The sequence below is a fragment of the Chitinophaga vietnamensis genome (genome assembly GCF_902167635.1).
Classification (GTDB): domain Bacteria; phylum Bacteroidota; class Bacteroidia; order Chitinophagales; family Chitinophagaceae; genus Chitinophaga; species Chitinophaga vietnamensis.
Genome location: NZ_CABHMS010000003.1, coordinates 170,494 through 196,931, shown reverse-complemented (window position 1 = coordinate 196,931; position 26,438 = coordinate 170,494). Strand labels below are relative to the sequence as shown.

The 26,438-nt window shown below is 49.5% G+C and carries 24 protein-coding genes; 7 read left to right on the top strand and 17 right to left on the bottom strand.

What is annotated here, in order from left to right; genetic code table 11:
- From FPG75_RS08970 to FPG75_RS08935, 8 genes are all read right to left on the bottom strand, one after another.
- The gene (locus FPG75_RS08970) at window positions 1-645 is read right to left on the bottom strand and encodes a hypothetical protein (RefSeq protein ID WP_143306449.1); all 645 of its coding nucleotides are present in this window, start codon (window positions 643-645) and stop codon (window positions 1-3) included.
- A gap of 277 nt (window positions 646-922) precedes the next feature.
- Window positions 923-1,120 (bottom strand): hypothetical protein, encoded by a 198-nt coding sequence (locus FPG75_RS08965; protein WP_143306448.1) that lies wholly within the window; start codon window positions 1,118-1,120, stop codon window positions 923-925.
- A gap of 53 nt (window positions 1,121-1,173) precedes the next feature.
- On the bottom strand, window positions 1,174-1,362 hold the full coding sequence (locus FPG75_RS08960) for a hypothetical protein (protein WP_143306447.1): 189 nt from the start codon (window positions 1,360-1,362) through the stop codon (window positions 1,174-1,176).
- A gap of 388 nt (window positions 1,363-1,750) precedes the next feature.
- Window positions 1,751-2,488: a DUF4397 domain-containing protein gene (locus FPG75_RS08955; RefSeq protein ID WP_143306446.1), complete on the bottom strand. Its 738-nt coding sequence runs from the start codon at window positions 2,486-2,488 to the stop codon at window positions 1,751-1,753.
- A gap of 81 nt (window positions 2,489-2,569) precedes the next feature.
- Entirely contained in the window at window positions 2,570-5,092 is a 2,523-nt protein-coding gene (locus FPG75_RS08950) for a TonB-dependent receptor (protein ID WP_143306445.1), read from the bottom strand.
- Between the two features lie 68 nt (window positions 5,093-5,160).
- The gene (locus FPG75_RS08945; protein ID WP_143306444.1) at window positions 5,161-6,132 is read right to left on the bottom strand and encodes a FecR family protein; all 972 of its coding nucleotides are present in this window, start codon (window positions 6,130-6,132) and stop codon (window positions 5,161-5,163) included.
- A gap of 57 nt (window positions 6,133-6,189) precedes the next feature.
- Window positions 6,190-6,729 (bottom strand): RNA polymerase sigma-70 factor, encoded by a 540-nt coding sequence (locus FPG75_RS08940; RefSeq protein WP_161596734.1) that lies wholly within the window; start codon window positions 6,727-6,729, stop codon window positions 6,190-6,192.
- A 202-nt stretch (window positions 6,730-6,931) separates the two neighbouring features.
- The gene (locus tag FPG75_RS08935) at window positions 6,932-7,138 is read right to left on the bottom strand and encodes a hypothetical protein (RefSeq protein ID WP_143306442.1); all 207 of its coding nucleotides are present in this window, start codon (window positions 7,136-7,138) and stop codon (window positions 6,932-6,934) included.
- Window positions 7,139-7,328: 190 nt separating this feature from the next.
- Here FPG75_RS08935 and FPG75_RS08930 point away from each other — a divergent pair, with 190 nt between their 5' ends.
- Window positions 7,329-7,895: a Crp/Fnr family transcriptional regulator gene (locus FPG75_RS08930; protein ID WP_143306441.1), complete on the top strand. Its 567-nt coding sequence runs from the start codon at window positions 7,329-7,331 to the stop codon at window positions 7,893-7,895.
- Between the two features lie 34 nt (window positions 7,896-7,929).
- Here the strand turns inward: FPG75_RS08930 and FPG75_RS08925 are convergent, their stop codons facing one another.
- The 6 genes from FPG75_RS08925 to FPG75_RS08900 all read right to left on the bottom strand — a co-directional run bounded on the left by FPG75_RS08925 (window position 7,930) and on the right by FPG75_RS08900 (window position 18,328).
- Window positions 7,930-8,391 carry a pyridoxamine 5'-phosphate oxidase family protein gene (locus FPG75_RS08925; protein ID WP_143306440.1) on the bottom strand — a complete coding sequence of 154 codons (462 nt, stop codon included), beginning with the start codon at window positions 8,389-8,391 and terminating at the stop codon, window positions 7,930-7,932.
- A 21-nt stretch (window positions 8,392-8,412) separates the two neighbouring features.
- Complete coding sequence (gene glgP / locus FPG75_RS08920; RefSeq protein ID WP_143306439.1) at window positions 8,413-12,603, bottom strand: alpha-glucan family phosphorylase; 4,191 nt, start codon at window positions 12,601-12,603, stop codon at window positions 8,413-8,415.
- A complete protein-coding gene (locus FPG75_RS08915; RefSeq protein WP_143306438.1) occupies window positions 12,566-13,810 on the bottom strand; it encodes a glycoside hydrolase family 57 protein in 1,245 nt (414 codons plus the stop codon). Before FPG75_RS08915 ends, glgP begins: the two co-directional genes overlap by 38 nt.
- Window positions 13,811-13,823: 13 nt before the next feature.
- Entirely contained in the window at window positions 13,824-15,107 is a 1,284-nt protein-coding gene (locus FPG75_RS08910) for a glycosyltransferase family 4 protein (RefSeq protein WP_143306437.1), read from the bottom strand.
- Between the two features lie 6 nt (window positions 15,108-15,113).
- Entirely contained in the window at window positions 15,114-17,099 is a 1,986-nt protein-coding gene (locus tag FPG75_RS08905; protein WP_143306436.1) for an amylo-alpha-1,6-glucosidase, read from the bottom strand.
- Between the two features lie 110 nt (window positions 17,100-17,209).
- Window positions 17,210-18,328 carry a baeRF3 domain-containing protein gene (locus FPG75_RS08900; RefSeq protein WP_143306435.1) on the bottom strand — a complete coding sequence of 373 codons (1,119 nt, stop codon included), beginning with the start codon at window positions 18,326-18,328 and terminating at the stop codon, window positions 17,210-17,212.
- A 137-nt stretch (window positions 18,329-18,465) separates the two neighbouring features.
- On the opposite strand from FPG75_RS08900, the gene FPG75_RS08895 reads away from it, so the two are divergent.
- The 5 genes from FPG75_RS08895 to FPG75_RS08875 are packed head-to-tail and all read left to right on the top strand — an operon-like array spanning window position 18,466 to window position 24,438.
- Window positions 18,466-19,647, top strand: coding sequence for an MFS transporter (locus tag FPG75_RS08895; RefSeq protein ID WP_143306434.1), 1,182 nt, complete (start codon window positions 18,466-18,468; stop codon window positions 19,645-19,647).
- A 60-nt stretch (window positions 19,648-19,707) separates the two neighbouring features.
- Complete coding sequence (locus FPG75_RS08890; protein ID WP_143306433.1) at window positions 19,708-20,199, top strand: hypothetical protein; 492 nt, start codon at window positions 19,708-19,710, stop codon at window positions 20,197-20,199.
- Window positions 20,200-20,204: 5 nt separating this feature from the next.
- Entirely contained in the window at window positions 20,205-21,047 is an 843-nt protein-coding gene (locus FPG75_RS08885) for a universal stress protein (protein WP_143306432.1), read from the top strand.
- A 7-nt stretch (window positions 21,048-21,054) separates the two neighbouring features.
- Window positions 21,055-23,619, top strand: coding sequence for a magnesium-translocating P-type ATPase (gene mgtA / locus FPG75_RS08880; protein WP_143306431.1), 2,565 nt, complete (start codon window positions 21,055-21,057; stop codon window positions 23,617-23,619).
- Between the two features lie 12 nt (window positions 23,620-23,631).
- Complete coding sequence (locus tag FPG75_RS08875) at window positions 23,632-24,438, top strand: universal stress protein (RefSeq protein WP_143306430.1); 807 nt, start codon at window positions 23,632-23,634, stop codon at window positions 24,436-24,438.
- An 89-nt stretch (window positions 24,439-24,527) separates the two neighbouring features.
- Here FPG75_RS08875 and FPG75_RS08870 read toward each other — a convergent pair whose 3' ends face one another.
- Genes FPG75_RS08870 through FPG75_RS08860 form a run of 3 tightly spaced genes read right to left on the bottom strand, consistent with a single transcriptional unit; the run spans window position 24,528 to window position 26,025 of the window.
- Window positions 24,528-24,758 carry a BON domain-containing protein gene (locus FPG75_RS08870; protein ID WP_143306429.1) on the bottom strand — a complete coding sequence of 77 codons (231 nt, stop codon included), beginning with the start codon at window positions 24,756-24,758 and terminating at the stop codon, window positions 24,528-24,530.
- Window positions 24,759-24,784: 26 nt separating this feature from the next.
- Window positions 24,785-25,621, bottom strand: coding sequence for a universal stress protein (locus tag FPG75_RS08865; protein WP_143306428.1), 837 nt, complete (start codon window positions 25,619-25,621; stop codon window positions 24,785-24,787).
- A gap of 20 nt (window positions 25,622-25,641) precedes the next feature.
- Entirely contained in the window at window positions 25,642-26,025 is a 384-nt protein-coding gene (locus FPG75_RS08860) for a hypothetical protein (protein WP_143306427.1), read from the bottom strand.
- A 210-nt stretch (window positions 26,026-26,235) separates the two neighbouring features.
- Here FPG75_RS08860 and FPG75_RS08855 point away from each other — a divergent pair, with 210 nt between their 5' ends.
- Complete coding sequence (locus FPG75_RS08855; protein WP_143306426.1) at window positions 26,236-26,427, top strand: hypothetical protein; 192 nt, start codon at window positions 26,236-26,238, stop codon at window positions 26,425-26,427.
- Window positions 26,428-26,438: the final 11 nt, after the last annotated feature.

The window sequence follows — 26,438 nt, the reverse complement described above, 5'->3', positions numbered from 1 at the left end:
CTACAAATAGGTTATTGTAAGAAATGCAACCACAAGTATCCACAATGCCATGCCTGAAAGATAACCGATACCAGCTATACTAAATGACTTACGAAATGACATCCCGAACCTGATGGAAAATAGTTTTGACAACAACAGCACATAAAATACCTCAAAAACATTCAGAAACTGTAACGGATAAACCGACCAGTTGGGCAAATGTATCATACGAAGCAAAGAGTGAACCGATAACGGCATAATGTTGCAGTCATCAAGTGTTTCCGGACTTTTAAAGAAAGTCAGTAATGATATTTTCAATACCAGCGGAACAATAAAAACCAATTCTGCTTTTACGCACAAATCAAATATCCCGCTAAAACCCGCACTACAGTTATGCAGGAAAGCACTGGTATATACTGCGGTACTGTTAAATGTGATCTTTATAAAAAGTAATGCAGGGATCATCAGCAGAGATGCCCACAAATATCTTTTCTTTATGCCAAGTGCATTTTCTATTTGCTCAACAGTTAACTTCCCTGAAAAACTGTTATAGTAAAGACTGTCAGTCAATACATAAGTATTCAAATAAAAAGTGGCGAGGGCAATGATCAATACTATTGCACCCAAATAATACCACTTATTATCTTTTAGCACGTCATTCAACATATTGCCAACTTTTTATTTAAAAAAAGATCTTGTAGTGGTAAAGAAGTTGTTCGTAAGGCACTCTTTGAAAAAAGAGGTAATAGGCAGCACAACAAACTATGCAGCATCGTTGGGGGACGATTTTAAAACAATTCTGGTAAGGGCTATCAACTGTATATATTAACAGACATGTTATATCATGGAACCATCTATCAAATCCCATTGATCATCTTCAAAAAGGGTACAAACTTCCCGAGGCACAATACTCTTCAGCCTTTTATCATCGTATCGCAATAAATTAGTTTTTAGCCTTTTTAAGTTTTTTGTCAGCCATAATAAAATTAATACCCGCAATCATAGCACCTAATACAGCGCATACGTAAAAAACAAAATACTTGTCGGCGCCAAAGGCGTTATACCTGTTTATCACCTGAATAAGCATCAGGCCTGCAATGGTTAATGCAACAATTCCAAGAAGCAGAAAATATTTACGCATAACTTTAGATTTATAAGGCGGGAACGGGTATGGGTTCCCGCCCGGTTAGAGATTTATACAAAGCATCCAGCCAATCCTGCTGTTGCTACTGAATAGCCTACAGCACTAAGTGGATTGGGGGCAGCTATTAAAGAGGCCAACGACAATCCCCAGCCAGCCACTGTTAAGCCGCAGAGAATAGCTTGCTTGGCAGAATAACCACCTTGAATTTCTTCCATTTGAAGAACGGTCATTTGTTGCATAATGAGAATTTTAGAAGGATACCTCTCCTGTCTCTCGCCATGGTTCGGATGTTCAGCGTCCAATTTTTAGCGTGCTAGGGAATGCACAGGGTTTGATGCTTCTCTATTCGTCGCGACCGAATTAGATGTAAATAGGATTAATCCTGTAAGTGCTTGCAAGACCTAAACTAATATAGGATATTTTTCGTATTTCAAACAAGTGCGTTTTTGTTAATGATAAACGACAACGATAAAAATCGCTGTCAGTACAAGCTAAATACGCATATTAAAACAGCATTAAATTCGCTTCCAATCTTATCCAGCATGAGAAAGTACGGACTGATGATAATAACAAAACATAAAGGCCGCCTCTACGGGCGGCCTTCGTTTTCATGACTCCTGTTACCATCTATTTGTGTTGCCATGCCTGAAGCCCCACCCCTGTGGCTCCTATAGCGTTGGTTAACCCGCTAAGGTAAAGCGTCACAACTTTTCCTTCTACCAGTTTAACAGAAGGAATATCCACAATAGTCGTCACTTTCGTTCCTGTTTTGGTTTTAATTTTCACACGATAATCGCCGGCAGCAATAGACTTGAACGCTGAAAGCGCCACTGCATCCGGCCTTTCGCCGATATAAGATACATTGCTCGCGAGCCGCACACTGTCTTTCGCCTTGAATACATCAATATCCACATTGGCAGTATTTGGCGACAGGTGCAAAAAACGCAGATTAGCTTTTCCTTTTCCCGGATCACCCAGATCATCTTTCAACAACAAAGCCCTGATCTTGCTGTTCGACAGCGTATCATAAAGGAACAAAGAATAGTTTCCTTTATTCTCCAGTGTATACTTTCCATCCAGTACCACTTTGTTGCCATCCAGCGAAAATTTCAATTGTGCTTCTTTGTCTGCAGACACGCTCACATAGCCTTTGGGCTGGCCCAGGAACACCAGCTTGTCCTGGCTTTTCTTTCCATTGATCTCCGCTGTCAATTCACCTGTTTTGGGGGAAGCGTGCACCAGTTGTATCGCGGCAGTCTTCGTAGGAGGCGGAGCCGGATCATCTTTTTTCTTGCAGGAAGTAAATACGGCGCCAGCCAACAGTGTAAAGGCAATGCCTTTCAGAGACATTCTTACTTGTTTCATATGTGCTGATTATTTATTGAATGAATGGTACAGTACTCTATTCAATCATAAAACAGCAAATGAGGTATTCTTCCTACGCGTTTAGAAACTTAATGTATAAGAGAGATAATAAGTGAGATTAAATACATGCTTGTCTGATACTGTGAAACTGCCATTATCTACATTCCACACTTCATTCGGGTAGCTGGCTCTGGAGTGTATGGCGTTATACAGGCCGGTAGATATTTTATGTTTCAATGTACCCGTGTTGAAATAATAATTCACATTACAGTTAAGCTGATGGCGGGCTGGCGCACGACGATCATAATAGGAAGATCCCCGGTATTGAAAATTACCGGCATTATTATCTCCTTCAATATCTGGCAGCGTGCCCACTTGTGGCGGTATCCAGTCGCCGGTGCTGAACAGCCATATCATGCCGAGGTCCCAGTGTTTGTCGGGCCGGTAATTAGCCGCCAGGCTAAGGATATGACGCCTGTCGTAGCGGAATGGAAATTTTTCACCATTGTTCACATCATCGAACTGCCGCCAGCTCCAGGACAGCGTATAAGCCAGTTGCAGCTGCCAGCGCTTCATTCTTTTTGCGGCCAGCAGTTCTGCACCATAGCTCCAGCCCTTGCCAGTGGTGATGTCCTGCTCCCAGGTATCCTGGTTATAAAAAACGTTCCCCTTGTTGGCGAAGTTGGTAACGTTGTTCATCTTCCTGTAGTAGAGATTGGCCGATAATAAAATGCCTTTGTCGTTGTGGAGATGATAGCCCAGGTCAAACAGGTCATTTTCCGCAGGCTGCAATATGGATGTACTGGGCACCCACAACTCACTGTTCACACCGAGCGCCGGGCTCGACACCTGGTGCAGGTACTGCCCCATCCGCGCATAGGCGAAAGTGAGCTGCTGGTATTTGTTGATGCGGTAGGCTGCAAAGAATCTCGGCTGAAGAGCGCTGTAGCGATAATCCCGGAACCAATAGGTACTGAAATTGACGCCTGGCCTGATCAGCAGCCGGCGGCCCAGCCGGAACTCATTTTCATAATACAGCGACATCTCTGTAAATGGCAATCGATCCATCGGTTTGTAACCACCGGTTTCTTCCTGCAATTCAGAAGAAATATTGGTATTGAAAGGACGGATCACCATACGCTGCACCTTGGCTCCGAAATGAAACTGCGTGCGGGCAAATGCATTGAACTCAAACTGCGTCTTCGCCTCGTAACGCGCTATAGATGCATAGTTATTGTAGGCTTTTGATTCTTTTACTTCGCCGGTGGAGTCGTCTACAAAAGTTAGTTTAAAGCCGGCAAGATTGTGATAGTTGCTTACATTCAACGTGGTGTTCATAAAGGCGCGCGGGCCTATCACATGATTCCAGTTGATGGTTGCCAGCCGGTTTCCCCACACCTGGAAGTTCTGCAAGCCTTCCTGTTTCAGTTGTAAACGGTCGCCGCCCAGGTAGCCGCTGAACATCACTTTGTTGTTATTATCGAACAGGTGGGTGACCTTGAAATGAATATCATGGAAGCGCAGGCGATAATTACTATCGAGCACATTCAACAAAGGATTGGACCAGCTTTGCCGGAATGAAGCCATCATACTGGTACGCCCCTTTTGCAGCGGGCCCTCTATGGCGGCCGCAGCGGCCAGCAGGCTGGCATTCAGCTCGCCGCCCCATTTGTCCATGCTGCCATCTTTGGTGTTCACCTCTGTTACAGACGATAAAGCGCCATCGAAGCGCGTAGGGAAATCATTTTTAAATTGCCGGATCGATTTCAGTGAACTCTCATTGATGATGGATATCTCGCCCAACAAGTGGGTGGGATTGAATACGCGGTTACCATCCAGCAGGAATATGCTTTGTTCGGGGTCTCCGCCGCGCACCATCAGGCGGCCGGCGGTTTCCTGCGATTCGATGTTGCCGGGCATCAGGTATAAAGACCGCACCGGGTCGCTCTCTCCGAGCATATTATTATAGGTAGAAGAAAGATATTTCTCCATATTGGAACCGCCATCCTTTTGTAGCATGTTGCCGGAGCTGACCTTCACCTCTGGCAATAATGTGGGGCTTAAAGTGAAGTTCTTCCTGGTGGGGCCACTGATGAATACTTCAGCCACCTGTGGCGGGCGGCCAGCCTGCATGATCTTTACATGGTGCATGCCTTGTGTGAGGCGAAGGCTGTAGTATCCGAACATGTTCGACTGGCAGGCCTGTCCGGATTCGAGGTCTGTGATCACCGCATAGGGCAAGGGTTCCAGGCTGCTCTCTTCTTTCGTATAGCCGAACAGGTTATAATGGTCATCCACTTTCGTGACGGCCAATGTAAGGTCGGCGGGGATGAGCATGATCTTCCCGTTCCTTTCATCTACCTTCACTTTCCTGCCTGCCAGCAAGCCATTCAGCACCTGGCCCAGCGTGGTTTCTCCTTCCTTCAGCTCCATGGGGCTGCCGCCTTCGAGGTACTGCGCGGCATATTCAATGGCTGCGTGGCTGTCGGCGCTGACCCTGGCCAGCAGGAAGGGTACGGAACCTTTGGCGGCATGGCATGTGAAGCGCCGTTCCAGCAGCCGCTGCTGTGCAAGTACACATCGGCTGCCGGTGACAAGGATCATCAGCGATAAAAAAAATCTCAGTCCTGCTTTCTTATATCGTAGCGGGGTGGCCACTCACTCTTGGTGATTCAGTAAATGATCAGCGTATCTTTTTTTAAGTTGTGATAATGCAGGCCGGTGATGGCGGTTATTTCGTCCAGCACTTCCCGTAAGGGTTGTTTACGGAAGCTGGCAGTAACCTTTACACCGGCTGCATTCAGTGTATCATTCAATTTAATCGTCAGTTTGTAATAGGCGGAGAGGTCTTTTACTACTTCCTCAAGGGGAGCGTTGGTAAAGGAAAGCGCATCCGTTTGCCATGACAGATAGTTAGCATCACTAACTTTTTTCTTCTCGATAGATTTTCCGTTATAAGATGCTTCTTCCTGTGCGGCAAGGGTACAATGCTGCTCCGGGTCTGCATTGGCAGAGAACATTACCTTTCCGGTGATGACTACGATATGGTCGTTCTTCGCGCTGGTATTGATCACGAAGGAGGTGCCGAGTACTTTCACCAGGGACCGGTCTGTCTGTACCTGGAAAGGCAGGTCAGCTTTTTGTGCGATGTCGAAGTAGGCATCGCCGCTGAGCGAGAGTTGCCTGTTGCGGCGTCCGAAAGTAGCCGGATAGCGGATCGTAGCGCCTTTGCGGAGCAATACCAGCGAGCTGTCGGGCAGGCGCACATACATATTGGTATTTTGTGCCACTACTACTACTTCTTCGCTCACCTTTTCGCGCTGGCGGTTAAACAGTTGCCAGCCTGCAAAGACGAGCAGCAGCGCCACAGCCGCTGCTGCGGCCACTTTGAGATAGACCATGCGTGGTGAGGCGCTGCGTCGCAAACGACTGTCCACCCGCTGCCAGGCACGGGCGGTATCAAAATCTGCATGTGACAATGCCCAGCCGCTGGCGGCCCACAAGCTGTAGTAGTGCTGCAATTCCTCGTCATGTGCCGCACTTTCCAATCGCCATGCTTCCAGCATCGTTTCCTCTGCCGGCGTAGCGAGCCCCTGTAATTTGTTTACAATAATGTACTGTATGTTATCGGGTATTACCGTCATATTTTCCGTCCTCCTCTACTTGACAAAACAGGATCATCCGCCATATTCCTATCTGTTTCATAAAAAAAATAATAGCCAGCTGTTAACGCTCCTTGCGAAAGCTTTTAATAGTTTCAAAGCCTTCCACAGCTGGTTGTTCACCGTTTTTACAGAGATGCCGAGGGTATCGGCCACCTGCTGGTTGCTGAGCTCTCCCATCCGGGCGAGCAGGAACACCTCCTTGCATTTGGGAGGTAGCTTCTCGATGCCCGCGCCTAGCAAAGCCTGGTAATTAACGGCCTCGCCTGCCGGCGGCTCCGCGTCGGCGATGCCATCTTCATCTTCAGGGTCGAGGTCAGACAGGCTGTATATCGCCCGTTTCTGTTCCCTGCTGAGATGCGTAAGACAATTATTACGCACCGCCGTGAAAAGATAAAACCGTATGGAGTCGGACTGTAGCAGGTCTCTGCGGGTTTCCCATATCCGGATAAACACCTCCTGTACAATATCTTCACATATGCTTTGTTCTTTCACAAAGCTGTTCGCGTACCCGCAAAGGGGGTTGTAAAACCTTTCAAATACCAGCCGGAACTGTTCATATAGACCATCTGCACGCACAAACAAAAATTTTAATAAAATATACTACTGTACTTCTGATGCGACTCGTGGCGCGCATTACAGGCCATACCGCCGGCCCCGTATATTTAACTAGAGACGGGATTTTCCTTTTCTCCCTCTATTTCGATAACAAATAAAGCGCTAACACAAAAAGGCCTCTGCCAAAGCAAGAGACCTTGTATCCAGCGCTTAACAGCTAACGCTAGAGATGTTTTTTAACCGGCTTTTTTGCAGTATCTGCCTTGAATCCTGGCTTCGGAGCTGGTGTTGCTGTATGCACCGGCGCTTTCCTGCCTGTATCTGCTGGTTTGCGGTGTTCTTTAGATGGATTCTGCGCCATTGCGCCGGTTGCTGATACTGCGGTGATGGCAGTTACCAACACTGCTGTAAGAATGGACCTGTAGTTCATGATGCTGTTTTTTTTTGTTATTTAAATATCAGCCGGTCTGATAACCGCCCGTTTACGAGAATAAAACAGGCCCTTGAAGCATCTTCCTATCGCTCACCCGCCAGGCGGCTGTTAAACTCGTGTTAAAAGCCCCGGGAGATAAAGCGTATAGCCGTGCACGTTATCCTGTTAATATGCTACCTTCGCGCGGATGAATAGTTTCCTGGCATATATCCACTCGCTCACCAGCTTCTCTGCGGAAAGCTGGCAAACGCTCTCTCCGGCCCTGACAGCCGTATCATTCCCGAAAAACGGCTACCTGCTGGAAGCCGGCAAAGTATGCGATGCCCTCTTCTTTATCAGCAGCGGCCATTGCAGGGCCTTCTATGATAAAGACGGGCAGGATATCAATACCGCTTTCTTCTTTGAACATGATATCGCTACCAACATCAACAGTTTTGCTTCCGGGGAAAAGTCCGGGTTTGCTATACAGGCCCTCGAACCAGTGGAAGCTATCCGCCTGGATAAAAAATTATTGCGGGAGGTAGCCGTGAAAGACCCGCAGATAGAGGTATTGGGCCGCAAATGCCTGCAACTGATCGCCGCCAAACAGGAAAAACATGCGGCGCTCTATAAGCTCATGACAGCGCAGGAGCGCTATGAATACCTGGAAGAAAATGATCCGGCGCTACTGCAAAGAGTGTCGCTCAGCCAGCTCTCTTCCTACCTGGGCATTGCCCGCGAAACGCTCAGTCGTATACGCAGCCGCAGGATGTAAATGAGCGCTTGTCATAAACAGGAAGCTGAAATGGCTATTCAGTTTTTTCAAAGCGGCCCGTTTTTTCCCTGATCCTGATCTTGTAAACCACCGGTCTTACGATGGAAGGCTCCGCAGGCGAATGTTCCAGTTCCTGGCTCATTTCATGCACGCCGGCGGTTTCGCTCACAGGTATGTGCATCAGGCGGCCGACAAGGAATTTCATAGCATAGTATCTTTCTTTCGGGTCGGTCACCTCTTCATAATCGCCCCATAAAATTACGCTGCGCCAGTTAGACAGGTCATCTATCTCATCTATCTGGAAGCATATATGCGGATGCTTCCGCATGATGTCGATCTTCATTCCTTCGCGGGAATGCGCCACCAGGTAAGTATCATTAAAAGCATAGCTCACCGGCACGATGTACACTTTCTCGCCATCGGTGCAGCCCAGCCTGCCGGTAATATTCCGGGTCAGTACCTGGTCAATGTCCTCTTTCATTAAAACACCTAACATAGTTTTAAAATTTTAGTATGATCAGATCCACATGATAAGTGGAAAGTCCAGGCGATGTGGTAAAAGCGCGTGCTTGGGAAATATCCTGAAACTGTAGACGTATGATCCCGAAAAGGCCAGCGGCACTTTACAGGCAAAGGTAGCCCTGCTGCCCTCTACCGCGGCAAGCGCCAGTTCCTGTACCAGTACATAGCTGTCTGTATTGTCTTTGCGGGCATATACGATCTCCACGCCGATATCATTTGCGGGCAGCTCGCCGGTATAAAGCACTACCCTGGTATGAAAGGTGGTGGCCAGCGTTTGCAGGGGCTGATCACCGGGAGGATGTTCCATTTCCATCACATGCAGCTGCCCCCAGCTGGCGCGCACATCTTTCTTCCAGGCCGCCAGTGCTATTGCTGATTTGTATTGGTCCCTGCTGAGTTGCCGGCTTCTGTTATATAATTTATCATAACAACTGCCATATTCCTTCACTACCCGTTGCATGCTGTAATCCGGCGCCAGGGTACTGATCCCCGCTTTTATCCTGCTGATCCACTTTTCCGGGATACCGGCAGGATTACGGTCAAAGAAAAGCGGGATGATCTCGTTTTCCAACAGGCTATACAGCATCGCCGCATCCTCTTCATCTGTTTGTTCTTCTTTGTCGTAAAAGATGCTGGAATCCAGTGCCCATCCAAGGTCTTCGCGGAACGCTTCCGCCCACCAGCCATCTTTTGTGCTGCATTGCAGTACACCATTCCACAGGGCTTTCATGCCGCTTGTACCGGAGGCTTCGGTGTTTAATCGGGGCGTATTAAGCCATACATCTACTCCCTGCACGAGCATCGCGGCTAGTTCCAGGTCATAGTCTTCCAGAAACAGTACCTTGTTTTCCAGTTCCGGCATCCTGGTGACGGCCATGATCTGCCGCAGGATGACGATGCCTTCTTCGTCTTTGGGATGCGCCTTGCCGGCAAGTAGTATCAGCACAGGACGGGCATTATTTTGTACGATGCGTTTCAGCCTTTGTATATCTGTGAAGAGCAAGCCCGCTCTCTTATAGGGGGCAAAACGTCGTGCAAATCCTATGAACAAGGCATTTTCACTGATGCTATCCAGCGCCTGGCGTATCTTTGCGGGGCTTTCATGCCTGGCGATGCGTGCTTCGCGCACGCGTTCCCTGATGATCCGCATCAATGCTTTCTTAGCTTCTATTCGTATACCCCATACCGTTATATCCTTCATATCCGCTATGCTGCCTGTGCTACCCTGGGCTTTTTTCCATTCTTCAGCGAGCCAGGTAGGCACATGCACGCCATTGGTAATAGCGGTGAGATGCAGCTCCGCCGGCCGGAAGTCTTTCCACAATACCTGCAGCATCCTGGCAGACACCTGGCGGTGCAACTTGCTGACGGCATTTATCTCCTGCGACAGCCGTGCGGCCAGGTACAACATAGAGAATCGCTCTTCTTTATCAGCAGCATCTTTTCTCCCCAGCGCCATTATTTGTTCCCAGCTGATATTAAAATCCCGCGCCAGGTATGATAAATAGGCGCGCAGCAACTCTTCGCTGAACAGGTCAACCGCCGCAGGCATTGCGGTATGCGTAGTGAATTGTGTGCTGGCACGTATTATTTCTAATGCGGCATCAAAAGGGAGGTTGGCTTCCTGCATGATGGCGTGTATCCTTTCAAGGCCCGCAAAAGCGGCGTGGCCTTCATTGATATGATAAACATCAGGCCGGATGCCCAGCAGGGCCAACATCCGCGCGCCGCCGATGCCCAGTAATATCTCTTGTTTCAAACGCATATCCGGTTCGCTATTGTATAGCTGCGCCGTGATCTGCCGGTCGTCTGCCTGGTTGCCGGCAACATCAGTATCGAGCAGGTAGAGGGTGATACGTCCTACCGCGACTTTCCAGATAGCTGCCGAAACCATGCGCCCGGGAAATGCCAGCGGCAGCAACAAAGGACGGCCATCGGCATTCTTCACGGGATACACGGGCAGACTGTTCAGATCAAAGGTTTCGGGCACTGCCAGCTGATCTCCCTGGCATGTTATTTTTTGTGAAAAATATCCTTGCCGGTACAAGAGCCCTACCGCTACCATATTCAGATTAGCGTCGCTGGCGGCTTTCAGGTAATCTCCCGCCAGAACGCCCAAGCCGCCTGCATACCATTTCAATCCGGAACAGAGGCCATACTCCATGCAACAATAGGCTATCAGCGGCCCTGCCTTGTGCTCCGCCGCCTGCATATAATCATCAAACTTTTGCTCTGCTATCGCCAGCCTGTCAAGGAAGTCTTTATCTTTTTCCAATTGCAGCAAAGCGTCAAGACCTAATGTTTTCAACATTTTCAGCGGATTGTGCTGACATTGCCGCCAGCATGCGGCGTCTATATGTTCAAATAGCGCCCTGGCTTCGCTGTTCCATGACCACCACAGGTTGCCGCCGATTTTTTGCAAAGGCTTCAATGCCGCGGGAAAGGCCGCCTCTATTTCGATGGCCCTCCAAACAGGCTGCTGCTCTGGTATACCGTGTACCATCAGCGCCGGCATCGCTTGCGGTTTTCCCCGGAAAAGCGCTTCCCTTTCCGCACTTTTTTGTAAAGCAAAGTCATAGGCCATTTTATACCGGACAATAAGATGCTCCCATGAAAATTTCTGACTGATAACATAGGCTGCCTGTCTGTATTGCGTTACTGTTTCATCAGATTGTGCGGCATAGTTGCGGATGATATCTGCAATAGTGATGGCCGCTTGTTTTTCATTGTTATCATTCCTTTCCACGATGTAAATACCTTGTCCGGAGAAATCCGGCAGCTGGCTTACTGCCATGCCAAAACCGGACACGCTGGTGGTAATGGCTGGTATATGAAACGCCAGGCTTTCCAATGGCGTATATCCCCAGGGTTCATAATAGGAAGGGAATACCGCGAGATCGAAGCCGATGAGTATATCATAATAGCTCATATTGAAGATGCCGTCATTTCCGTCCAGATAGGTAGGTACAAACAAAACTTTCACCTGGCTGCCGGGTGCATTATCAAGCCTGCATTGATGAATACGGTCCAGGACAGGATCGGTGTCCGCGCCCAGCAGGTGATGGGTGAGCACCTCGCCGGTTCTGGGGTGAGCAAGATCGGGTTGTTGCATGCTGTGCAGCAACAACTCTCTCGGGCCAGTCTGGCGTGCAGGCACAAATATGACAGCCAGGATATTTTTGTCTGGCGGCGTTCCATCACGCAGCAAGGCCAGGCTGTCAATAAAAACATCGATGCCTTTATTCCTGAATTCGTAGCGGCCGCATTTCACGACCAGCAGGCTGTTTTCAGGCAATGATTGTTGTAACAATGCAGTAGCTATCTCCAGTACTTTTTTGCGGGCGGCATTACGTTTATCCGTGAACGTGGCATCGGACGGTACAAAGGAAGCGTCAAATCCATTGGGGGTGATAAGATCCGGTTGCCGGCCCAGAAACTTTTCACATTCTCTCGCCGTAAATTCACTTACCACTGTGAAACAATCCGCTATGCCTGCTGCGGTTTTCTCCAGTGAATGCTTGGACACTACATTCATCTCCCTGGCCATCTGCTCTGCATTGAAAGTATCAAAACGGCTATAGAAAGGTTGTCCGTTACCTGCAATGTTTCTGCCAAGCACTGTTGCATGCGTGGTAAACACAGTGGCCACCTGCGGCACCTGGTCTTCGATATACAGGATACCGGCGCCAGTCATCCATTCATGAAACTGTGCAATAATCTTGTCGGTAGAATTGAGATGACATTGATAGAAACTGTTGATCACTTTTGCAGCGGCGTAGCCGAACATGGCGGGCTCAATATAATCCCATTGTCCGCTCAGGGAATCCAGGTGAAACTTTACCCACAGCTCCGAGAAGATGGCATTCTTCTGCTGATAGAGCGGCGTAAAATCCACCAGCGCCACCAATGGCTCTCCCGGGATGTTCCAGCGCCCTACCCTGATGGGAAGTCCTTCCTGCAGCGCATGTGATTTCCAGGTGGTGAAGAGCGTTTTATCTTCTTTAAATTCGGGGATGATGCCAGTGCCGGTGTGCAGGTCGGGTCCTATCATGATCAGGTGGTCGTTCCATTCCTGTTGCAGCAGGCGCGCTTTGGTGCATAGCACGGTATGTATGCCGCCCGCTTTGTTGCATACTTCCCAGCTTACCTCAAAAATGTAATCCGGTTTTAAAAGCGTATCGGTCATTGGTGGTTATTTTTTTCTTTTCCAGGCATCGGTCTATGCGCAGCGTAAAATCGGTCAATACATTCATATAGTTCATAAAAGCGTCGAAGGGCGTATCATAGGGACTGAAATAATTGTGCACATCGCCATCTGCAAAGGATTTGGTGGACATATAGTAAAAGTGATCGCTGGTTTGCAGGTATAGCCAGTCGCGTTGTAACGGCTCATCGTTACAGTCCTGTATCTTTTCTTCCAATGCATACAGGGCGTTAAAGGCGTCTTGCTGCAAATCGTTGCCCAGCCAGGCCGAGAGGTCGCGTGCTTCATCTGCCCAGGAAACCGGTTGCGGCATGGACAAGGTGGGCAAGGCAGGCAAAATGGCTGCGGCTTCAGCCGGTGTGGCAAAGCTGTAGCGGGTTTGCGACAATATTGTTTCGGGTAATGTTTCCAGGAAATGAAAGATACCCGTTTCCCGTGCATGATGTTCTCCGAATGTTTCATAATCCATGAAGAGGTTCACGATCTCTTCCTGTGGCGGCATATGATGCAGCCAGGCGGCAAATTTAGCTGCAGTGAGCGGCCACTCGGACCAGTTGCGGTCTGCAAAACGGAAAGCGATATCATCGCTCAGGCGGAAGTTTTTGAGCAACAGTTTCAGGTCGGGGTTAGCGGCGCTGCGGTATATATGATTGGGGCTTTTCCAATGCAGCACCTGTGCGGCGCCTTCCGCCAGCATGGTTGTAAACCCCAGGCGGTGGACCATTGCGCCGATCGCGTCTGTATAGATCAGTTCAGTATTGCGGAAGGTAAGCGGCCTGGCGCCAAACAGCTGCGTGATCCTCTTGCTATGTGCATTTACCTGTCGCGTAAATGCTGTATCGCTCGCCAATGCCGCCAATGAATGCACGCTGGTTTCGCCCAGGAATTCCACGCAGCCCGTGTCCGCCAGGGCCTGGAAGCTGTCGATCACCTCAGGCATATATCTTTCAAACTGGTCCAGGGCAGTGCCTGAAATAGAAAAGCTGACGCGAAAGCGGCCGCCATATTTCCTGATCAGCGTTAACAGCAGCTGGTTCGCTGGCAGATAACAACGGCGGGCGGCTCTTTGTAACAGGGCATCATTGATGGCGTCGTCAAAGTAAGGCAGCTCCTGTCCTATGTCCATAAAGGAGAATGGACGTAGGCGGAAAGGCTGATGTACCTGGAAATAAAGGCAGATAAATTGCATAATGAAAATGGATTCACGGGTGCTGTAATTTTCTGTAAAGCTGTTTGATAAGCTGCGCCTGTTTTTCCCAACGCAGCGCGGCCACTTCTTTTCCGCTTTCGCGGGCGAGGAGGCCGGACAGGCCACTGTAGCGGGCGAGCCCGTAGATAGCATTGGCGATGGCATCGATGTTCCACCAATCCACTTTCAGCGCGTATTGCAGCACTTCCTGCACACCGGATTGTTTGGACACGATCACCGGCAGGCCTGCTTTAATCGCTTCCAGCGGCACGATGCCAAAAGGTTCTGATACCGAAGGCATCACCAACACGTGGCTGCGGGCAAACAGGTGATCGCGTTGCGGACCGCTGAGGAAGCCGGTAAAATGCATGCGGGAAGAAATGCGCAAGCGGGCCGCCATTTCCAGCATCGATGGCAGCAGGTCGCCACTGCCGGCCATGATGAAACGGAAACCCTTGTCTTTCTTCAATATCCTGGCGGCGGCTTCTATGAAACTGGCCGGCCCCTTCTGCCAGGTGATCCTGCCGATAAAAGTGATCACCTTTTCCCGGAAAGGGCTGACAGCCGTTACCGGCGGCGGCGTTGCAGCGCTTACCGCATTGTGAATGGTGGTCACTTTCTTCGGGTCGATAAAATATTTGTGGACGATAGTTTGCCGTGTCAATTCACTCACTGCTATCACTTCATCGGCCTGCAACATGCCTTGCCTTTCGGTTTCGTACACTTGCATGTTGATACGGTCTCCTGCCCTGTCAAATTCTGTTGCATGTACATGCACTACCAGGGGTTTGCCGCTGATCTCCCTGGCCATGATGCCTGCCGGAAAAGAAAGCCAGTCGTGTGCATGGATAACGTCGAAATGATGATGTGCGGCAATTTCTGCGGCTGCCAGCGCATATTGCCATACTTCTTTCATGAGGTTTTTGCCATAACCGCCACTGAATGCATAGCGTACTGCGGGCGCGCCTGCCTCGGTTTCAGCGCCGGCGGCTTGTTCCGCGGCGATGGCGCCGTGTTTTGCAAATTCATCCGGGCTTAGATAGGGCACAATCGGGCAGTTCACCTCAAAGAAAGTGAGCGCGGGAGAGATATTTGCTCCGGGCACAACAGGCACCGGGATATCTCCTGCGCTCAGCAGTTTTATTTTCTCCGTATATTCGTTACCGTGAGCCTTCGGCACCACGAATAACACTTCTACTCCGCTGGCCGTAAGACCGCTGGTGATACCATGGCAGGCAGTGCCCAGGCCGCCCGATATATGTGGTGGGAATTCCCAGCCGAACATCAGCACTTTCATCTGTTGTTATTTTTTTCTAATGATCTCTTCTTGTACCGGTATATGAAAATGATGGATCAGATCGTTCATCCGCAGCAGCTCCGCTACGCTCCAGGCCTGCGCCACGGCTCCGCCGGCCTTATAGGGCGCATCGCTGTCAAATACCTCTGCTATGGAGTAAAGGCAATATTCATCCAGTGCATGCGCCATGCCCTTGTAAAGTTCTTGCAGCAAGGGTAGTGCCTCGTATTTGTATACCCTGAGATATGCCGCCGCAAAATGCGCCAGCATCCAGGGCCACACGATGCCCTGATGGTAAGCATGATCGCGGGTAGCCTGGTCTCCGCCAAAGTGCCCGTGGTATTGATCATCCTTGGGCGACAACGTACGCAGGCCTCTTGGTGTAAGCAGGTCTTTACGCACTTTATCCGTCACCGCCTGCTGCATATAGGGCGTTAGCGGCGAATACGGCAATGATACTGCCAGCAGCTGGTTAGGCCGTACTGCCGCATCTTTAAACGCGCCGTTCACATAATCAAACAAGCATTGCTCAACAGGGTTCCAGAAACATTGCAGAAATGACAAACAGATTTTTTCCGGCCACTCGCTCCAGTTGGCGATGAAGTATTTATCTCCCGCTAATGTGGCGAGTTCCAGGCAAAAACAAACAGCATTGTACCAGAGGGCATTTATTTCTACTGCCTTACCGGCGCGCGGCGTTACGGGACGGTTGTTCACAACGGCATCCATCCATGTGAGCGCATAGCCCTCTTCCCCTGCGTATATCAGGCCATCTTCTTCCATCCTGATCCCGAAGCTGGCGCCAAGCCTGTAATGATGCAGTATTGATTGCATGGCGGCGCCGTATTCTTTCCACACGGCTATACGGGCATGATAGCGCTGTGCATATTGCTGCAATGCCCATATCAGCCAGAGGGAGGCATCTGCCGTATTATATGTTGGATGCCCGTTTATCACTGCGTTCGGCAATAGCCCGTCTTTTAACCCACGGAGCAAAGTATTTACAACCGACTGAAATGTTTTCACATCGCCGTTAAGCAGGGTAAGCCCGGGTAATGAAATACAGGTATCGCGCCCCCAGACGCCAAACCAATAGTAGCCGGCTTTTATGATCGTACCCTCGTTGGTGTTGACAATAAATTGCCGGGCGGCACGCCGCAGGTATGCATCCAGTGAAGCAGGCGCTTGCCGGAGATCCGGCTGGGGGTCAAAGGCGGAAACATCCGCCGTTTGCGCAGCTTTCAGGCCGGCAGAAAAAATAACTGATTGCCCTGCCTGCAGGCCGACTTCAAAATATCCTGGTGTATAAAGGTCTTCCTGAAATTCGTACCCCCGTTCCCGTTCTACAGGATATTCTGCATTGAAATACCAGGCGGGCGAAGGTACAAAGGCAGCATTGCTGAATAGTTGCAGGTATAAGGGTAAATAGGCATCATATAGCCGAACGCTTATACCATCCGGCATTGAAAGGATATCCCCGTTTATACAGGAATTAGCCTTGCCGGTTGTATGCATATTCCTGAAGGCCAGCAAAGGCAGGAGGCGCAACGTAAAAGGGCCGGGCGCTGCTGTAACGGTATACCTGATGAGCAGGCGGTCGGTTTTATGATCCAGTAACAGTTCTTTGTCCAGGTTCACTGCGCCGGCCTGGTATTTCCAGCGGAGAACCGGCTGTGTGGCAAACTCGCGTATATACTGGTATCCCTGCGGATAGTATACACCGGGATAGCAGTGCATGCCCAGCTCCCATATGCCGTCTTCACTGATAACTGTTTCATCCAGTGCAGACAGCAACACATGCGCATCCCCGTCTATCTGCGGCTGAGGCGCAACGAACAGCCCGTGGTACTTGCGGGTATTACACCCGCATATAGTGGACGCGGTATAAGTTCCCTGCGCCCCGGTGAGCAGGTATTCCCTGCCTGTTGCAGCCGCCAGGTTGTTCATAAAAGCGCCGTCAAAATGCGTTTGTATTTTATAGGGTGCCGGCATGATATCGTCATTAAAATTGATTCAAAGCTATGACAGCGGCAAGCACGCAACTATGACTACCATTAGGCTGCCGGATGATCTTTATCAGGGAGCAGTCTCAAGCAGCGATATCAATACCGCGTGATCAGCGCAATATGTTGCTGTTCCAGCAATACGCCCTCTTTCACAAATTTTACTTCTCCATTTTTTTCCACTACTTTTTTCATGATATCATCGATGATATCAATGGTGATGCGGTGTTTCACTTTGGGCGGTTTGAGGAACAACCTGTCTTTTGCGTCTATGAAGGCGGGGCGTGCGAAATCCTTCTCCACCAACAGTTTGAGCCCTCTTCCTTCATTAGCGGCTTTCCAGACATTCTTTATGCCTTCCACTACCAGGCGCCTGCCTGTTTGCTGTATCAGCTCCAGTATATCCTTGTGCTCCTGGTCATCTATCCATTTGTGAACCAAGGCCCATGCCTTGTCAGCCAGCTGCTGTAGCGTTGTATGTGTATAATTGCCTTTAATGGCGCCAATGGTGTTTTTATTATGACTGGAAATTTCTTCCAGCAGTGCAAGGTCTTTCGTTGGCCCGGCTACCACCAGGGGAGATTTCCCGACATAAGAGGCCAGCCATTCATCAGCCTCCCGGTAAAAGTGTTTCAGCCGGTCCGCTATCATGGTGGATTTATCTTTTTCAAAGCTCTGCACAACGGAATTACCGGTGGAAGACAGCCCCCTGGCTGGTTTGCTGTATTCGTAATCATCGTGGAAATGCCTGGGGAAATGCTCGTCTTTTATTTCTTCGAGCTTATTGAGTCCGCCTTTGTACAGCGAAATTTTCTTTCCGTTGATCTCTAACAGGAAGTAGTCGATGGCGTAATGTTGAAGGAACAGCAATTCTCTTATTTCAAAAGCATTGCTGATGCTTATCTTTTCCTGTACCGGGAAAGGGAAGCTGAAACAAGCATGTCTGTCCGGCGATACATATAAACCAACACCTGTTATGGCCGGATTGTTGTCTTTATCGAGTGTTTCTTTCAACTGCCGTAGTGATACCAATAATTTTTCTACTAATGAGGCCGGATACATTTCCTTCAGGAAGTCGCCGACCTTTTGTATAGCGTCCTGTAACATTTGACTGTCAGCTTTCTTTTCTTCTGGCAGTGGCTGTAATACAGGCACAATAAGGGATATACAGGGTTGCCCTGTTTCTCCCCCTATCCTGATCAGATCTTCTGGTAACATAAGCGGTTGTTTTAGGTGATCAAAGTAACATGATATTACAGCCAACAAGAATGATGCTCATCATACTCCTGCTTGATGCTCGTCACAACGCTTTTTAAAATCATTATCTTCGTGTGGGCCGTTAAAAACTATACCTGATGCAATACCTCACACGCACTATCTGGATATTATCGCTCATCAGCCTGTTAACAGACACCGCCAGCGAAATGTTATACCCTGTGATGCCGATCTACCTGAGGAGCATCGGCTTTACCGTATTGCTGATCGGCCTACTGGAGGGCGTGGCGGAGGCCACCGCCGGATTGAGCAAAGGGTATTTCGGCAAGCTGTCGGACCATACCGGCAAACGTACGCCCTTTGTGCAATTGGGATATGCTTTGAGTGCCTTGTCGAAACCGATGATGGCCATTTTCGTATATCCGTTATGGATATTCCTTGCCCGTACCGTAGACCGGCTGGGAAAGGGCATCCGTACAGGCGCGCGGGATGCGCTGCTGTCGGACGAAGCCACAACCGCCACCAAGGCGCGCGTTTTCGGTTTTCACCGCTCGATGGATACAGTAGGCGCTGTGGCAGGACCCGCACTGGCGCTCATTTACCTGCATTTCCATCCCGGGCAGTACCGTCCTTTGTTCCTGATCGCTTTCTTACCAGGATTGCTCGCCATCTTGTTGTCGCTGGCAATTAAAGACCACAGAACAGACCACAGGAAAGACAATACCACCGTCTCTTTCTTCTCCTTCCTGCATTACTGGAAAGAGAGCCCCGTTATCTACCGGAAGGTGGTAACAGGATTGCTTGTTTTTACGCTCTGCAATAGTTCTGACGCCTTTCTTCTGTTGAGAATAAAGCAGGCCGGGCTGAATGACACAGCTACTATCGGCGTATACATCTTTTATAATCTTGTTTTCGCGCTGGCTTCTTTTCCGTTGGGGATACTGGCAGACAAGATCGGCCTGAAGAAAATATTTATTGCAGGATTGTGTTTGTTTGTATTGGTATACACCGGCATGATGTTTACCGGCGGTCCGTACTTTTATGGAGGACTCTTCTTGTTATACGGCTTGTATGCCGCAGCAACAGAAGGCATTTCAAGCGCATGGATCAGCAACATTACAGCGAAAGCAGATACAGCAACCGCCATAGGCACCTGTACCGGCTTGAAGAGCATCTGCAGTTTGCTGGCCAGTTCCATTACCGGCTGGATATGGTTTCAGTTCGGCGCAGGTGCAGCCTTCCTGATTACGGCAGTGATAGCAACATTGGTCGTGTTTTATTTTCTCTTCTTCATCCCTGACATAAATCATCCTGCGCACTGACCCTTATCATTCGGCAGGCATAGCGGATAGGCTACTTTAGTAGTACTAAATCCATATGGTATGCCTGCAAATATTTTCTCCATCGCCTACCTGGTTACCAATCTCTCCAGCATCTTTATTTTGGTCGCCGCCATCAAATGGCCGGGGCTGGCGCGTTTCCTGCTCTCTTCCCTCTTCTTCGTTGCCGCACTTTACAATGTGGATACTATCATGCGCGCGCCGCAATCCTACCTGGTACTGGGCGGGCTGGCAGTGTTCCCGGTTTATGAAGATTTTATCTTCGGCGCTTTCAAAAACAATATCACCACATTTGTGCTCAGCATAGCCTTTCTTCAGTTGTTTACATCCTTCGCTATTGCTGCAAGAGGAGAGCTGATGAAAGTGGGACTGACCATCGCCATCGTTTTCCTGCTGGCGATTGCTCCACTCGGCGCCGGCGCCGCCTTCCCTTCTTCCGTGATATTGGCGATTGCGGCAGTCATATTGCTGTTCAAGGCGAAGCGCCTGAGCATACATCATGTACTCTATCCTGTTCGTCATCTTTTAAATTAATGTATATGAAAAAGATCATCGTAGTATTGGATGGTTTGCGTTTCCGTCAGAATACGGTGGATTACGCTATCGCTGTCGCCAAAAGCGAAAAGGCCCACCTGGTAGGCGTTTTCCTGGAAGATTTCAGCTATCGCAGTTACGGCATTTATGAATTAGTGGACGAATCAGGCGCAGTGACAGATGAAAAGATAGCTACCATGTCCGGCCATGATAAAAGCATGCGTGATGGCGCTGTGCTTCGCTTTGAAGAAAGTTGTCAGCATGCGGGATTGAATTATTCGGTGCACCGCGACAGAAACATTGCCATAGAAGAGCTGCTGCACGAAAGCATCTACGCCGACCTGCTGGTGATCGATGCGCGCGAATCCTTTAACCGCCTGCGGGAAGAGGCGCCCTCCCGCTTTATGCGTCACCTCCTTGCCGATGTGGCCTGCCCTGTACTGATGGTGCCGGACCCGTATCAAACTATCGGTAAAATCGTTTTGCTGTATGATGGCACGCCGCCATCTGTGCAGGCAGTAAGGATGTTCGACTACCTGTTCCCTGGCATGAAACAGTTGCCTGTAGAAGTGATCACAGTAAAAAGCCAGCGCGAAGATTATCACCTGCCGGATAATAAACTGATGAAAGAATTTATGAAACGTCATTTCCCGGATGCCAGCTATACCGTGCTGAAAGGCATACCGGAAGACGAGATCGTTGAATATATCAACAAAATGAGCACTAATATCCTCGTGGTGCTGGGCGCTTACACCCGGGGCGGCCTTTCCCGCTGGTTCAGGCCCAGCATGGCCGATATTTTGGTAGAAGAAACCAGCGCGCCTTTATTCATCGCACACAGTAAATGATCTGTATATGTCATCTGTCCCGGATTTCAAATTATCAGAGGTGGCATCGATGTCTTGTGAGGAGATCGAACGGCTGTTGAAAACCAGCGTGGATACCGGCATTACAGAGCAGGCTGCCTTTTCCCGCCTGCGTGAATCCGGGCTGAATGTGATCGACAGTAAAAAACATATCACAGAATTAGGCGAGCTGCTCTCCCACTTCAAAAATCCGCTCGTGCTGATCCTGCTGGCAGCGGCCAGCATCTCCGCAGGTATGGGAGAAACAGCCAATGCACTTATCATCTTTTTCATCATCCTGCTCAGTATATCGCTCGATTATCTGCAGGAAAGAGGAGCCAGAAATGCGGCAGCGATATTGAAAAAAACATTGATCAGCAGAGTGATGGTCACAAGGGGTGGCATCAGCTACAATATAGATACCGCGCAGCTTTGCGCCGGCGATCTTGTTTCCTTGCGCGCCGGCAATATTATACCGGCAGATGTGAGACTGATAACTGCACGCGATCTTTTTGTGAACCAGTCGTCGCTCACCGGTGAATCCTTCCCGGTAGAAAAGCATGCTGTCGTCACTGCCGGTGCTGCTGACGACACATCGCTGGAGAATATGTGTTACATGGGTTCCGGCGTTATCTCCGGCACAGGGCGGGCTATCGTAGTACGCACAGGCCGCAGCACGATGATGGGCAAGATAGCCGATGAGCTGAACAGCCGGCAGGAGCAAACAGACTTTGGCCGGGGCATGCAGCAATTCGGCCTGCTGATCACCAGAGTAACGCTTGCCCTGGTAGTGTTTATCTTCGTAGTGAATGCGATCAGCCATCATGCGGTATTTGAATCCTTCCTGTTTGCCATCGCTATCGCCGTGGGGCTTACGCCGGAATTATTACCGATGGTGATGAGTGTGGCCATGTCCAGGGGAGCGATGAAAATGGCGCGCAAAGGCGCCATTGTGAAGAAAATAGCCGCGATCCCCAATTTCGGCAGCATGGATGTGTTGTGTACGGATAAAACAGGTACCCTCACTACCGGCGAGATGCAGCTCGTGAAATGCGTGGATATCGAAGGAGCGCCATCAGCCAATGTTTTCCGCCTTGCCTATCTCAACAGCCTGCTGCAAACGGGCGCCGCCAACCCGCTCGACCAGGCGGTGCTGGACAGCCAGCGGCCCCAACTGCCAGCCTTCGAGAAAACAGATGAGATCCCCTTTGATTTCGACCGCAAGCGCCTGAGCGTAGTGGTGAAACAGGAAGGCGGCTTTACCCTGATCTGCAAGGGTGCTCCCGAAGCAATACTGAAAGTATGCCGTACAGATGCCGCCGTCAGCCAACGGATACAACAACTTTATGAAGGTTTCAGCCAGGATGGCCTGCGGGTGCTGGCCATCGCATCGAAGCAGCTTCCAGGTGGCCAAGGCCTGCAGGCCAGTGATGAAAATGAGCTGTCTTTTGAAGGACTGGCAGTATTCCTCGATCCACCGCGTGAAGATGCCGCCGCTACAATCGCTGAAATGGAGAAGATCGGCGTGGAAGTAAAGATCATCACCGGCGACCACCATCTCGTTACAGAAAAAATATGCAGGGAAATAGGCTTGCCGATAAAGGGCATCCTGCAAGGCTTTGAGGCAGAACAGCTGAGCGATGCCGCCTTGCAGGAAAAAGTGCGCAGCATCAGCATCTTCACACGTTTCTCTCCCGATCAGAAAAACCGGGTGATACATGCGTTGAAAGCACATCATACCGCAGTAGGTTACCTCGGCGACGGCATCAATGACGCCCCTTCGCTGAAAGCAGCCGACATCGGCATTTCCGTGGCCAACGCCTCCGACGTAGCCAAGGATGCAGCAGATATCATCCTCACCCACAAGCAGCTGATTATCCTTCGTGATGGTATCATGGCAGGCAGAGAAACTTTTGCCAATACCATGAAATACATCCTGATGGGGCTCAGCTCCAATTTCGGCAACATGTTCTCCGTGGCCGCTGCCGCCGTATTCCTGCCATTCCTGCCCATGCTGCCGGTACAGATACTGCTTAACAATTTCCTGTACGATACAGCACAGATCACCATTCCGGCGGACAATAACGATGCGGACTCCCTCTATCATCCGCAACGCTGGAATATGACTATCATCCGCAACTTCATGCTCATATTCGGATTGCTCAGCTCTGTATTCGACCTGGTAATATTCTTCCTCCTGTATCATGCCTTTCCGGTGAGAGAGGCCCAGTTCAGAACAGGCTGGTTCATGGAGTCATTGGCTACACAGATACTGGTAGTGTTCATCATACGTACCAGGAAACTGTCATTCATCCAAAGCAGGCCCGCAATGCCGCTGGTGATCAGCACGCTGGTATGCCTTGCCACAGGCTGGCTGCTGCCCTATCTGCCCTTTGCGGCAGTGATAGGCTTCGAGCCTTTACCATTGCATATCATGCTATACATCTGCGCAGTAGTGATCGTATACCTCTTTTGTGCGGAAGTCACCAAACGCCTGCTGTATGGCCATCACGCAAAAAAACCAAACAAGCGCTTACCGGCCGTCATAACGGCGCCGCCGATTCAATTATCCTGACAATATTATTTTATGAAAAAGATACTGCTGGCCACTGATGGCAATAATTTCTCTGAAGGCGCTTTTGCCTTTGCCAGAAAGCTGAATGAACGTGAGCACGTGCTGCTTACCGGCATCTTCCTGCCTTCGCCGGATTATACTTATCCGCTTGCAAGCGCTTCTCCATATGTTCCTCTGGTAGAAGAATACGCGGCCGCTTCTGTGGAACCGGCCGTGGAGAAGTTCCTGGAAGCCTGCGTAAACAATGGCCTCGAATGCCACGTGCATAAAAACCTGCATGCCTATGCTATGGCGGAATTAAAAAGAGAAACGCGCTTTGCCGATCTCCTGATCGTGTGCGGAGAAAAGTTCTTCGATGAGCTGCGGATAGCGGGGCCGGATGAAATGCTGAGCAATGCCCTGCATCAATCAGAATGCCCGGTGGTGATAACACCCGAAGGATATCACTTTCCGGAAAGTGTGATACTAAGCTACGATGGCAGCGCGGCTTCGGCTTTCGCCATCAAGAGCTTTGCTTACCTGTTCCCTGATCTCTGTAACAAACCGGCTATACTCATCTATTGCAACGAAAAAGAAAGCAGCATGCCTGAAGAAGAAAATATTACCGAGCTGGTAAAACAACACTTCACTGATCTGACCATTCAAAAGCTCGACATTAATCCAAAGAAATATTTTGATACCTGGCTGAGAGATATCAAGCTGCCAATACTGGTAACGGGCGCCTACGGCAGAACGGGCGTTTCCCGCTTATTAAAGCAGAGCTTTGCCGCACAGATATTGAACGAACACAGGATACCAGTGTTCATTGCCCACCGGTAAATATTTAGGGATTTTTTGATTGACGGATTTTTTGATTTGAGGGGAATTTCAGCTCCCTCAAATCAAAAAATCCGTCAATCAAAAAATCCCTAAATATTGATAATATCTTTAGTTACATGAATGAAATTGGTTACCCCTTTTACGCCGGCGAGATCTTTAACGGCAGCTTCGGCCATCTCGCGTTCCTGTTCGCAGTTTACTTCGCCACCAAGTGTAAGCCAGCCGTCTATCACCACTATGTGAATATGATCAGAAGGTAAGGTTGCATAGGCTTTAAGGGCACGGCCAGCGGCTGCCATAATATTTTTGTCTGTGTTCATAGATAAATCATTTACAGGATCAATAATCAGGTGTGCGCGATGAATACAGGAAAGGCCAGGGATCGCATCAGCAGATCGGCATGGCTCTGGTGAAAGAACCTGGATACTACGGAACGGCCGTATGCTCCCATCACTACCAGGGTACGCTTGCTTTTCATCAGGTAAGTAAATAATTGCGTATCGGGATCTCCTTCCAGCACCTTGAATTCAGCATTGTCGTAATACTTGCAGAGCCACTCGCGAAGGCGCCTCTTCTCTTCCGGCAGTATCACGCCTTCTTTATTTACCGTGAGTACAGTAGCTCTGCATTCGCTGAATACGGGCAGCAGCAGGGAAAATTGTTTCATTGCATGAATAGCGGCATCGCTATGATCATAACAGAACACCACTTCTTCCACCGCCTCAAATACCGGCGGGGTAATCAACACAGGGCAGGTGGCGCCTGCCAGCAAATGCCGGATGAAGCGGGAAGGAACGGGTTCTTCCTCCTCCGCCAGCGAAGTGGTAGCATCTGCAATCAACAGATCAGATAATTTCGCTTCTTCAATCACTTCATCAGGCGTTACGGCGCTGCCACGAAAAACGGTAGCTGTAGTGCCTTCTTTCTCACAGCCCATCAAAAATTCGTGTATGCTGCTATCAACGTTGCGCAGCTGTTCCATGGTGCGCACGGGCTTATGATCTTTGCCCTTAACGTAAGGCTGGCCAGGGGCGTGCGTTAGCGCCGGTATATCCGGGGAGGGCTCATTTTCTACAAAAACGCCGGTAAGCCGGGAACCGGTCATATTGGCGATATAGCAAGCATACTTCATAGCTCCTTTGGTGAGCAGCATGCTGTCTGCAACCAGTAATATCTTTTTCATAAGAACATGTTTGACAGGGATTATTTGACCAACACTGCGGCCCTGGCATATTCCTGCCGGGCTATTGCTTCCTGCTTGGCAAGGGTCCATACGTCTGTGGAAGTAGTTTCTATCCATACTTTCCCCGCCCTTCTGAACACTTGTGCGCTCAGGCCCAGCAGATCATAGAATGCCTGTTCCATATCGCCGGTGATGACGTTTTCGCCAATGTCAACCCAGGCGGATGTATGAATGGTACGCACATCATCTACAGCAAGATGATTGTCCAGCTTTTCTTTCTCCGGGCAACTATCTCCCCGTTCGTGCGGGTTCTTGTAAAATTCCAGCCGCAGATGAGGATAAACTTCGCTGAACTTTTGTTGAATTTCGCGCAGGATACTTTCTTCGCTGATATATATCTGCATAACAAAAAATTTTCGGTGAATAATCTTGTCCCAAACTTACATTTATACACCAGCGAAGAAAATGACATTGGTTACAATGCAGGATGATATTGATCATACGGTGTAGTGTGAGCGGGATCAGGGGATGGCCTGATGCTGGTCATTCTTTGTATGCGGGAAAGAAAAGAATTTAGTATTGCTAATTTTTCTTTTCATTTTAATCAGACAGATATGAAACCAGATAAGACCGGTGAAGAAATATTTCCGCCACGGGAGCCGGATACCACGCCGCCAACTACGCCTGAAAACCCCGGCAAATGCACGGAAGCGCCAGTGATAGCCCCGATCCATGAACCTGCGCCGCCAGTATCGCCTGCGGAAATACCCTTGCCTGAGAAAACGGACGACCATGATCTCAGATGAACGCGGGCTAT

Bases quoted from the DNA above. Each gene is read 5' to 3' on its own strand.
- FPG75_RS08970 (WP_143306449.1), bottom strand. From the start codon at position 645: ATGTTGAATGACGTGCTAAAAGATAATAAGTGGTATTATTTGGGTGCA.
- FPG75_RS08965 (WP_143306448.1), bottom strand. From the start codon at position 1,120: ATGCGTAAATATTTTCTGCTTCTTGGAATTGTTGCATTAACCATTGCA.
- FPG75_RS08960 (WP_143306447.1), bottom strand. From the start codon at position 1,362: ATGCAACAAATGACCGTTCTTCAAATGGAAGAAATTCAAGGTGGTTAT.
- FPG75_RS08955 (WP_143306446.1), bottom strand. From the start codon at position 2,488: ATGAAACAAGTAAGAATGTCTCTGAAAGGCATTGCCTTTACACTGTTG.
- FPG75_RS08950 (WP_143306445.1), bottom strand. From the start codon at position 5,092: ATGATCCTTGTCACCGGCAGCCGATGTGTACTTGCACAGCAGCGGCTG.
- FPG75_RS08945 (WP_143306444.1), bottom strand. From the start codon at position 6,132: ATGACGGTAATACCCGATAACATACAGTACATTATTGTAAACAAATTA.
- FPG75_RS08935 (WP_143306442.1), bottom strand. From the start codon at position 7,138: ATGAACTACAGGTCCATTCTTACAGCAGTGTTGGTAACTGCCATCACC.
- FPG75_RS08930 (WP_143306441.1), top strand. From the start codon at position 7,329: ATGAATAGTTTCCTGGCATATATCCACTCGCTCACCAGCTTCTCTGCG.
- FPG75_RS08925 (WP_143306440.1), bottom strand. From the start codon at position 8,391: ATGTTAGGTGTTTTAATGAAAGAGGACATTGACCAGGTACTGACCCGG.
- glgP (WP_143306439.1), bottom strand. From the start codon at position 12,603: ATGACCGATACGCTTTTAAAACCGGATTACATTTTTGAGGTAAGCTGG.
- FPG75_RS08915 (WP_143306438.1), bottom strand. From the start codon at position 13,810: ATGCAATTTATCTGCCTTTATTTCCAGGTACATCAGCCTTTCCGCCTA.
- FPG75_RS08910 (WP_143306437.1), bottom strand. From the start codon at position 15,107: ATGAAAGTGCTGATGTTCGGCTGGGAATTCCCACCACATATATCGGGC.
- FPG75_RS08905 (WP_143306436.1), bottom strand. From the start codon at position 17,099: ATGCCGGCACCCTATAAAATACAAACGCATTTTGACGGCGCTTTTATG.
- FPG75_RS08900 (WP_143306435.1), bottom strand. From the start codon at position 18,328: ATGTTACCAGAAGATCTGATCAGGATAGGGGGAGAAACAGGGCAACCC.
- FPG75_RS08895 (WP_143306434.1), top strand. From the start codon at position 18,466: ATGCAATACCTCACACGCACTATCTGGATATTATCGCTCATCAGCCTG.
- FPG75_RS08890 (WP_143306433.1), top strand. From the start codon at position 19,708: ATGCCTGCAAATATTTTCTCCATCGCCTACCTGGTTACCAATCTCTCC.
- FPG75_RS08885 (WP_143306432.1), top strand. From the start codon at position 20,205: ATGAAAAAGATCATCGTAGTATTGGATGGTTTGCGTTTCCGTCAGAAT.
- mgtA (WP_143306431.1), top strand. From the start codon at position 21,055: ATGTCATCTGTCCCGGATTTCAAATTATCAGAGGTGGCATCGATGTCT.
- FPG75_RS08875 (WP_143306430.1), top strand. From the start codon at position 23,632: ATGAAAAAGATACTGCTGGCCACTGATGGCAATAATTTCTCTGAAGGC.
- FPG75_RS08870 (WP_143306429.1), bottom strand. From the start codon at position 24,758: ATGAACACAGACAAAAATATTATGGCAGCCGCTGGCCGTGCCCTTAAA.
- FPG75_RS08865 (WP_143306428.1), bottom strand. From the start codon at position 25,621: ATGAAAAAGATATTACTGGTTGCAGACAGCATGCTGCTCACCAAAGGA.
- FPG75_RS08860 (WP_143306427.1), bottom strand. From the start codon at position 26,025: ATGCAGATATATATCAGCGAAGAAAGTATCCTGCGCGAAATTCAACAA.
- FPG75_RS08855 (WP_143306426.1), top strand. From the start codon at position 26,236: ATGAAACCAGATAAGACCGGTGAAGAAATATTTCCGCCACGGGAGCCG.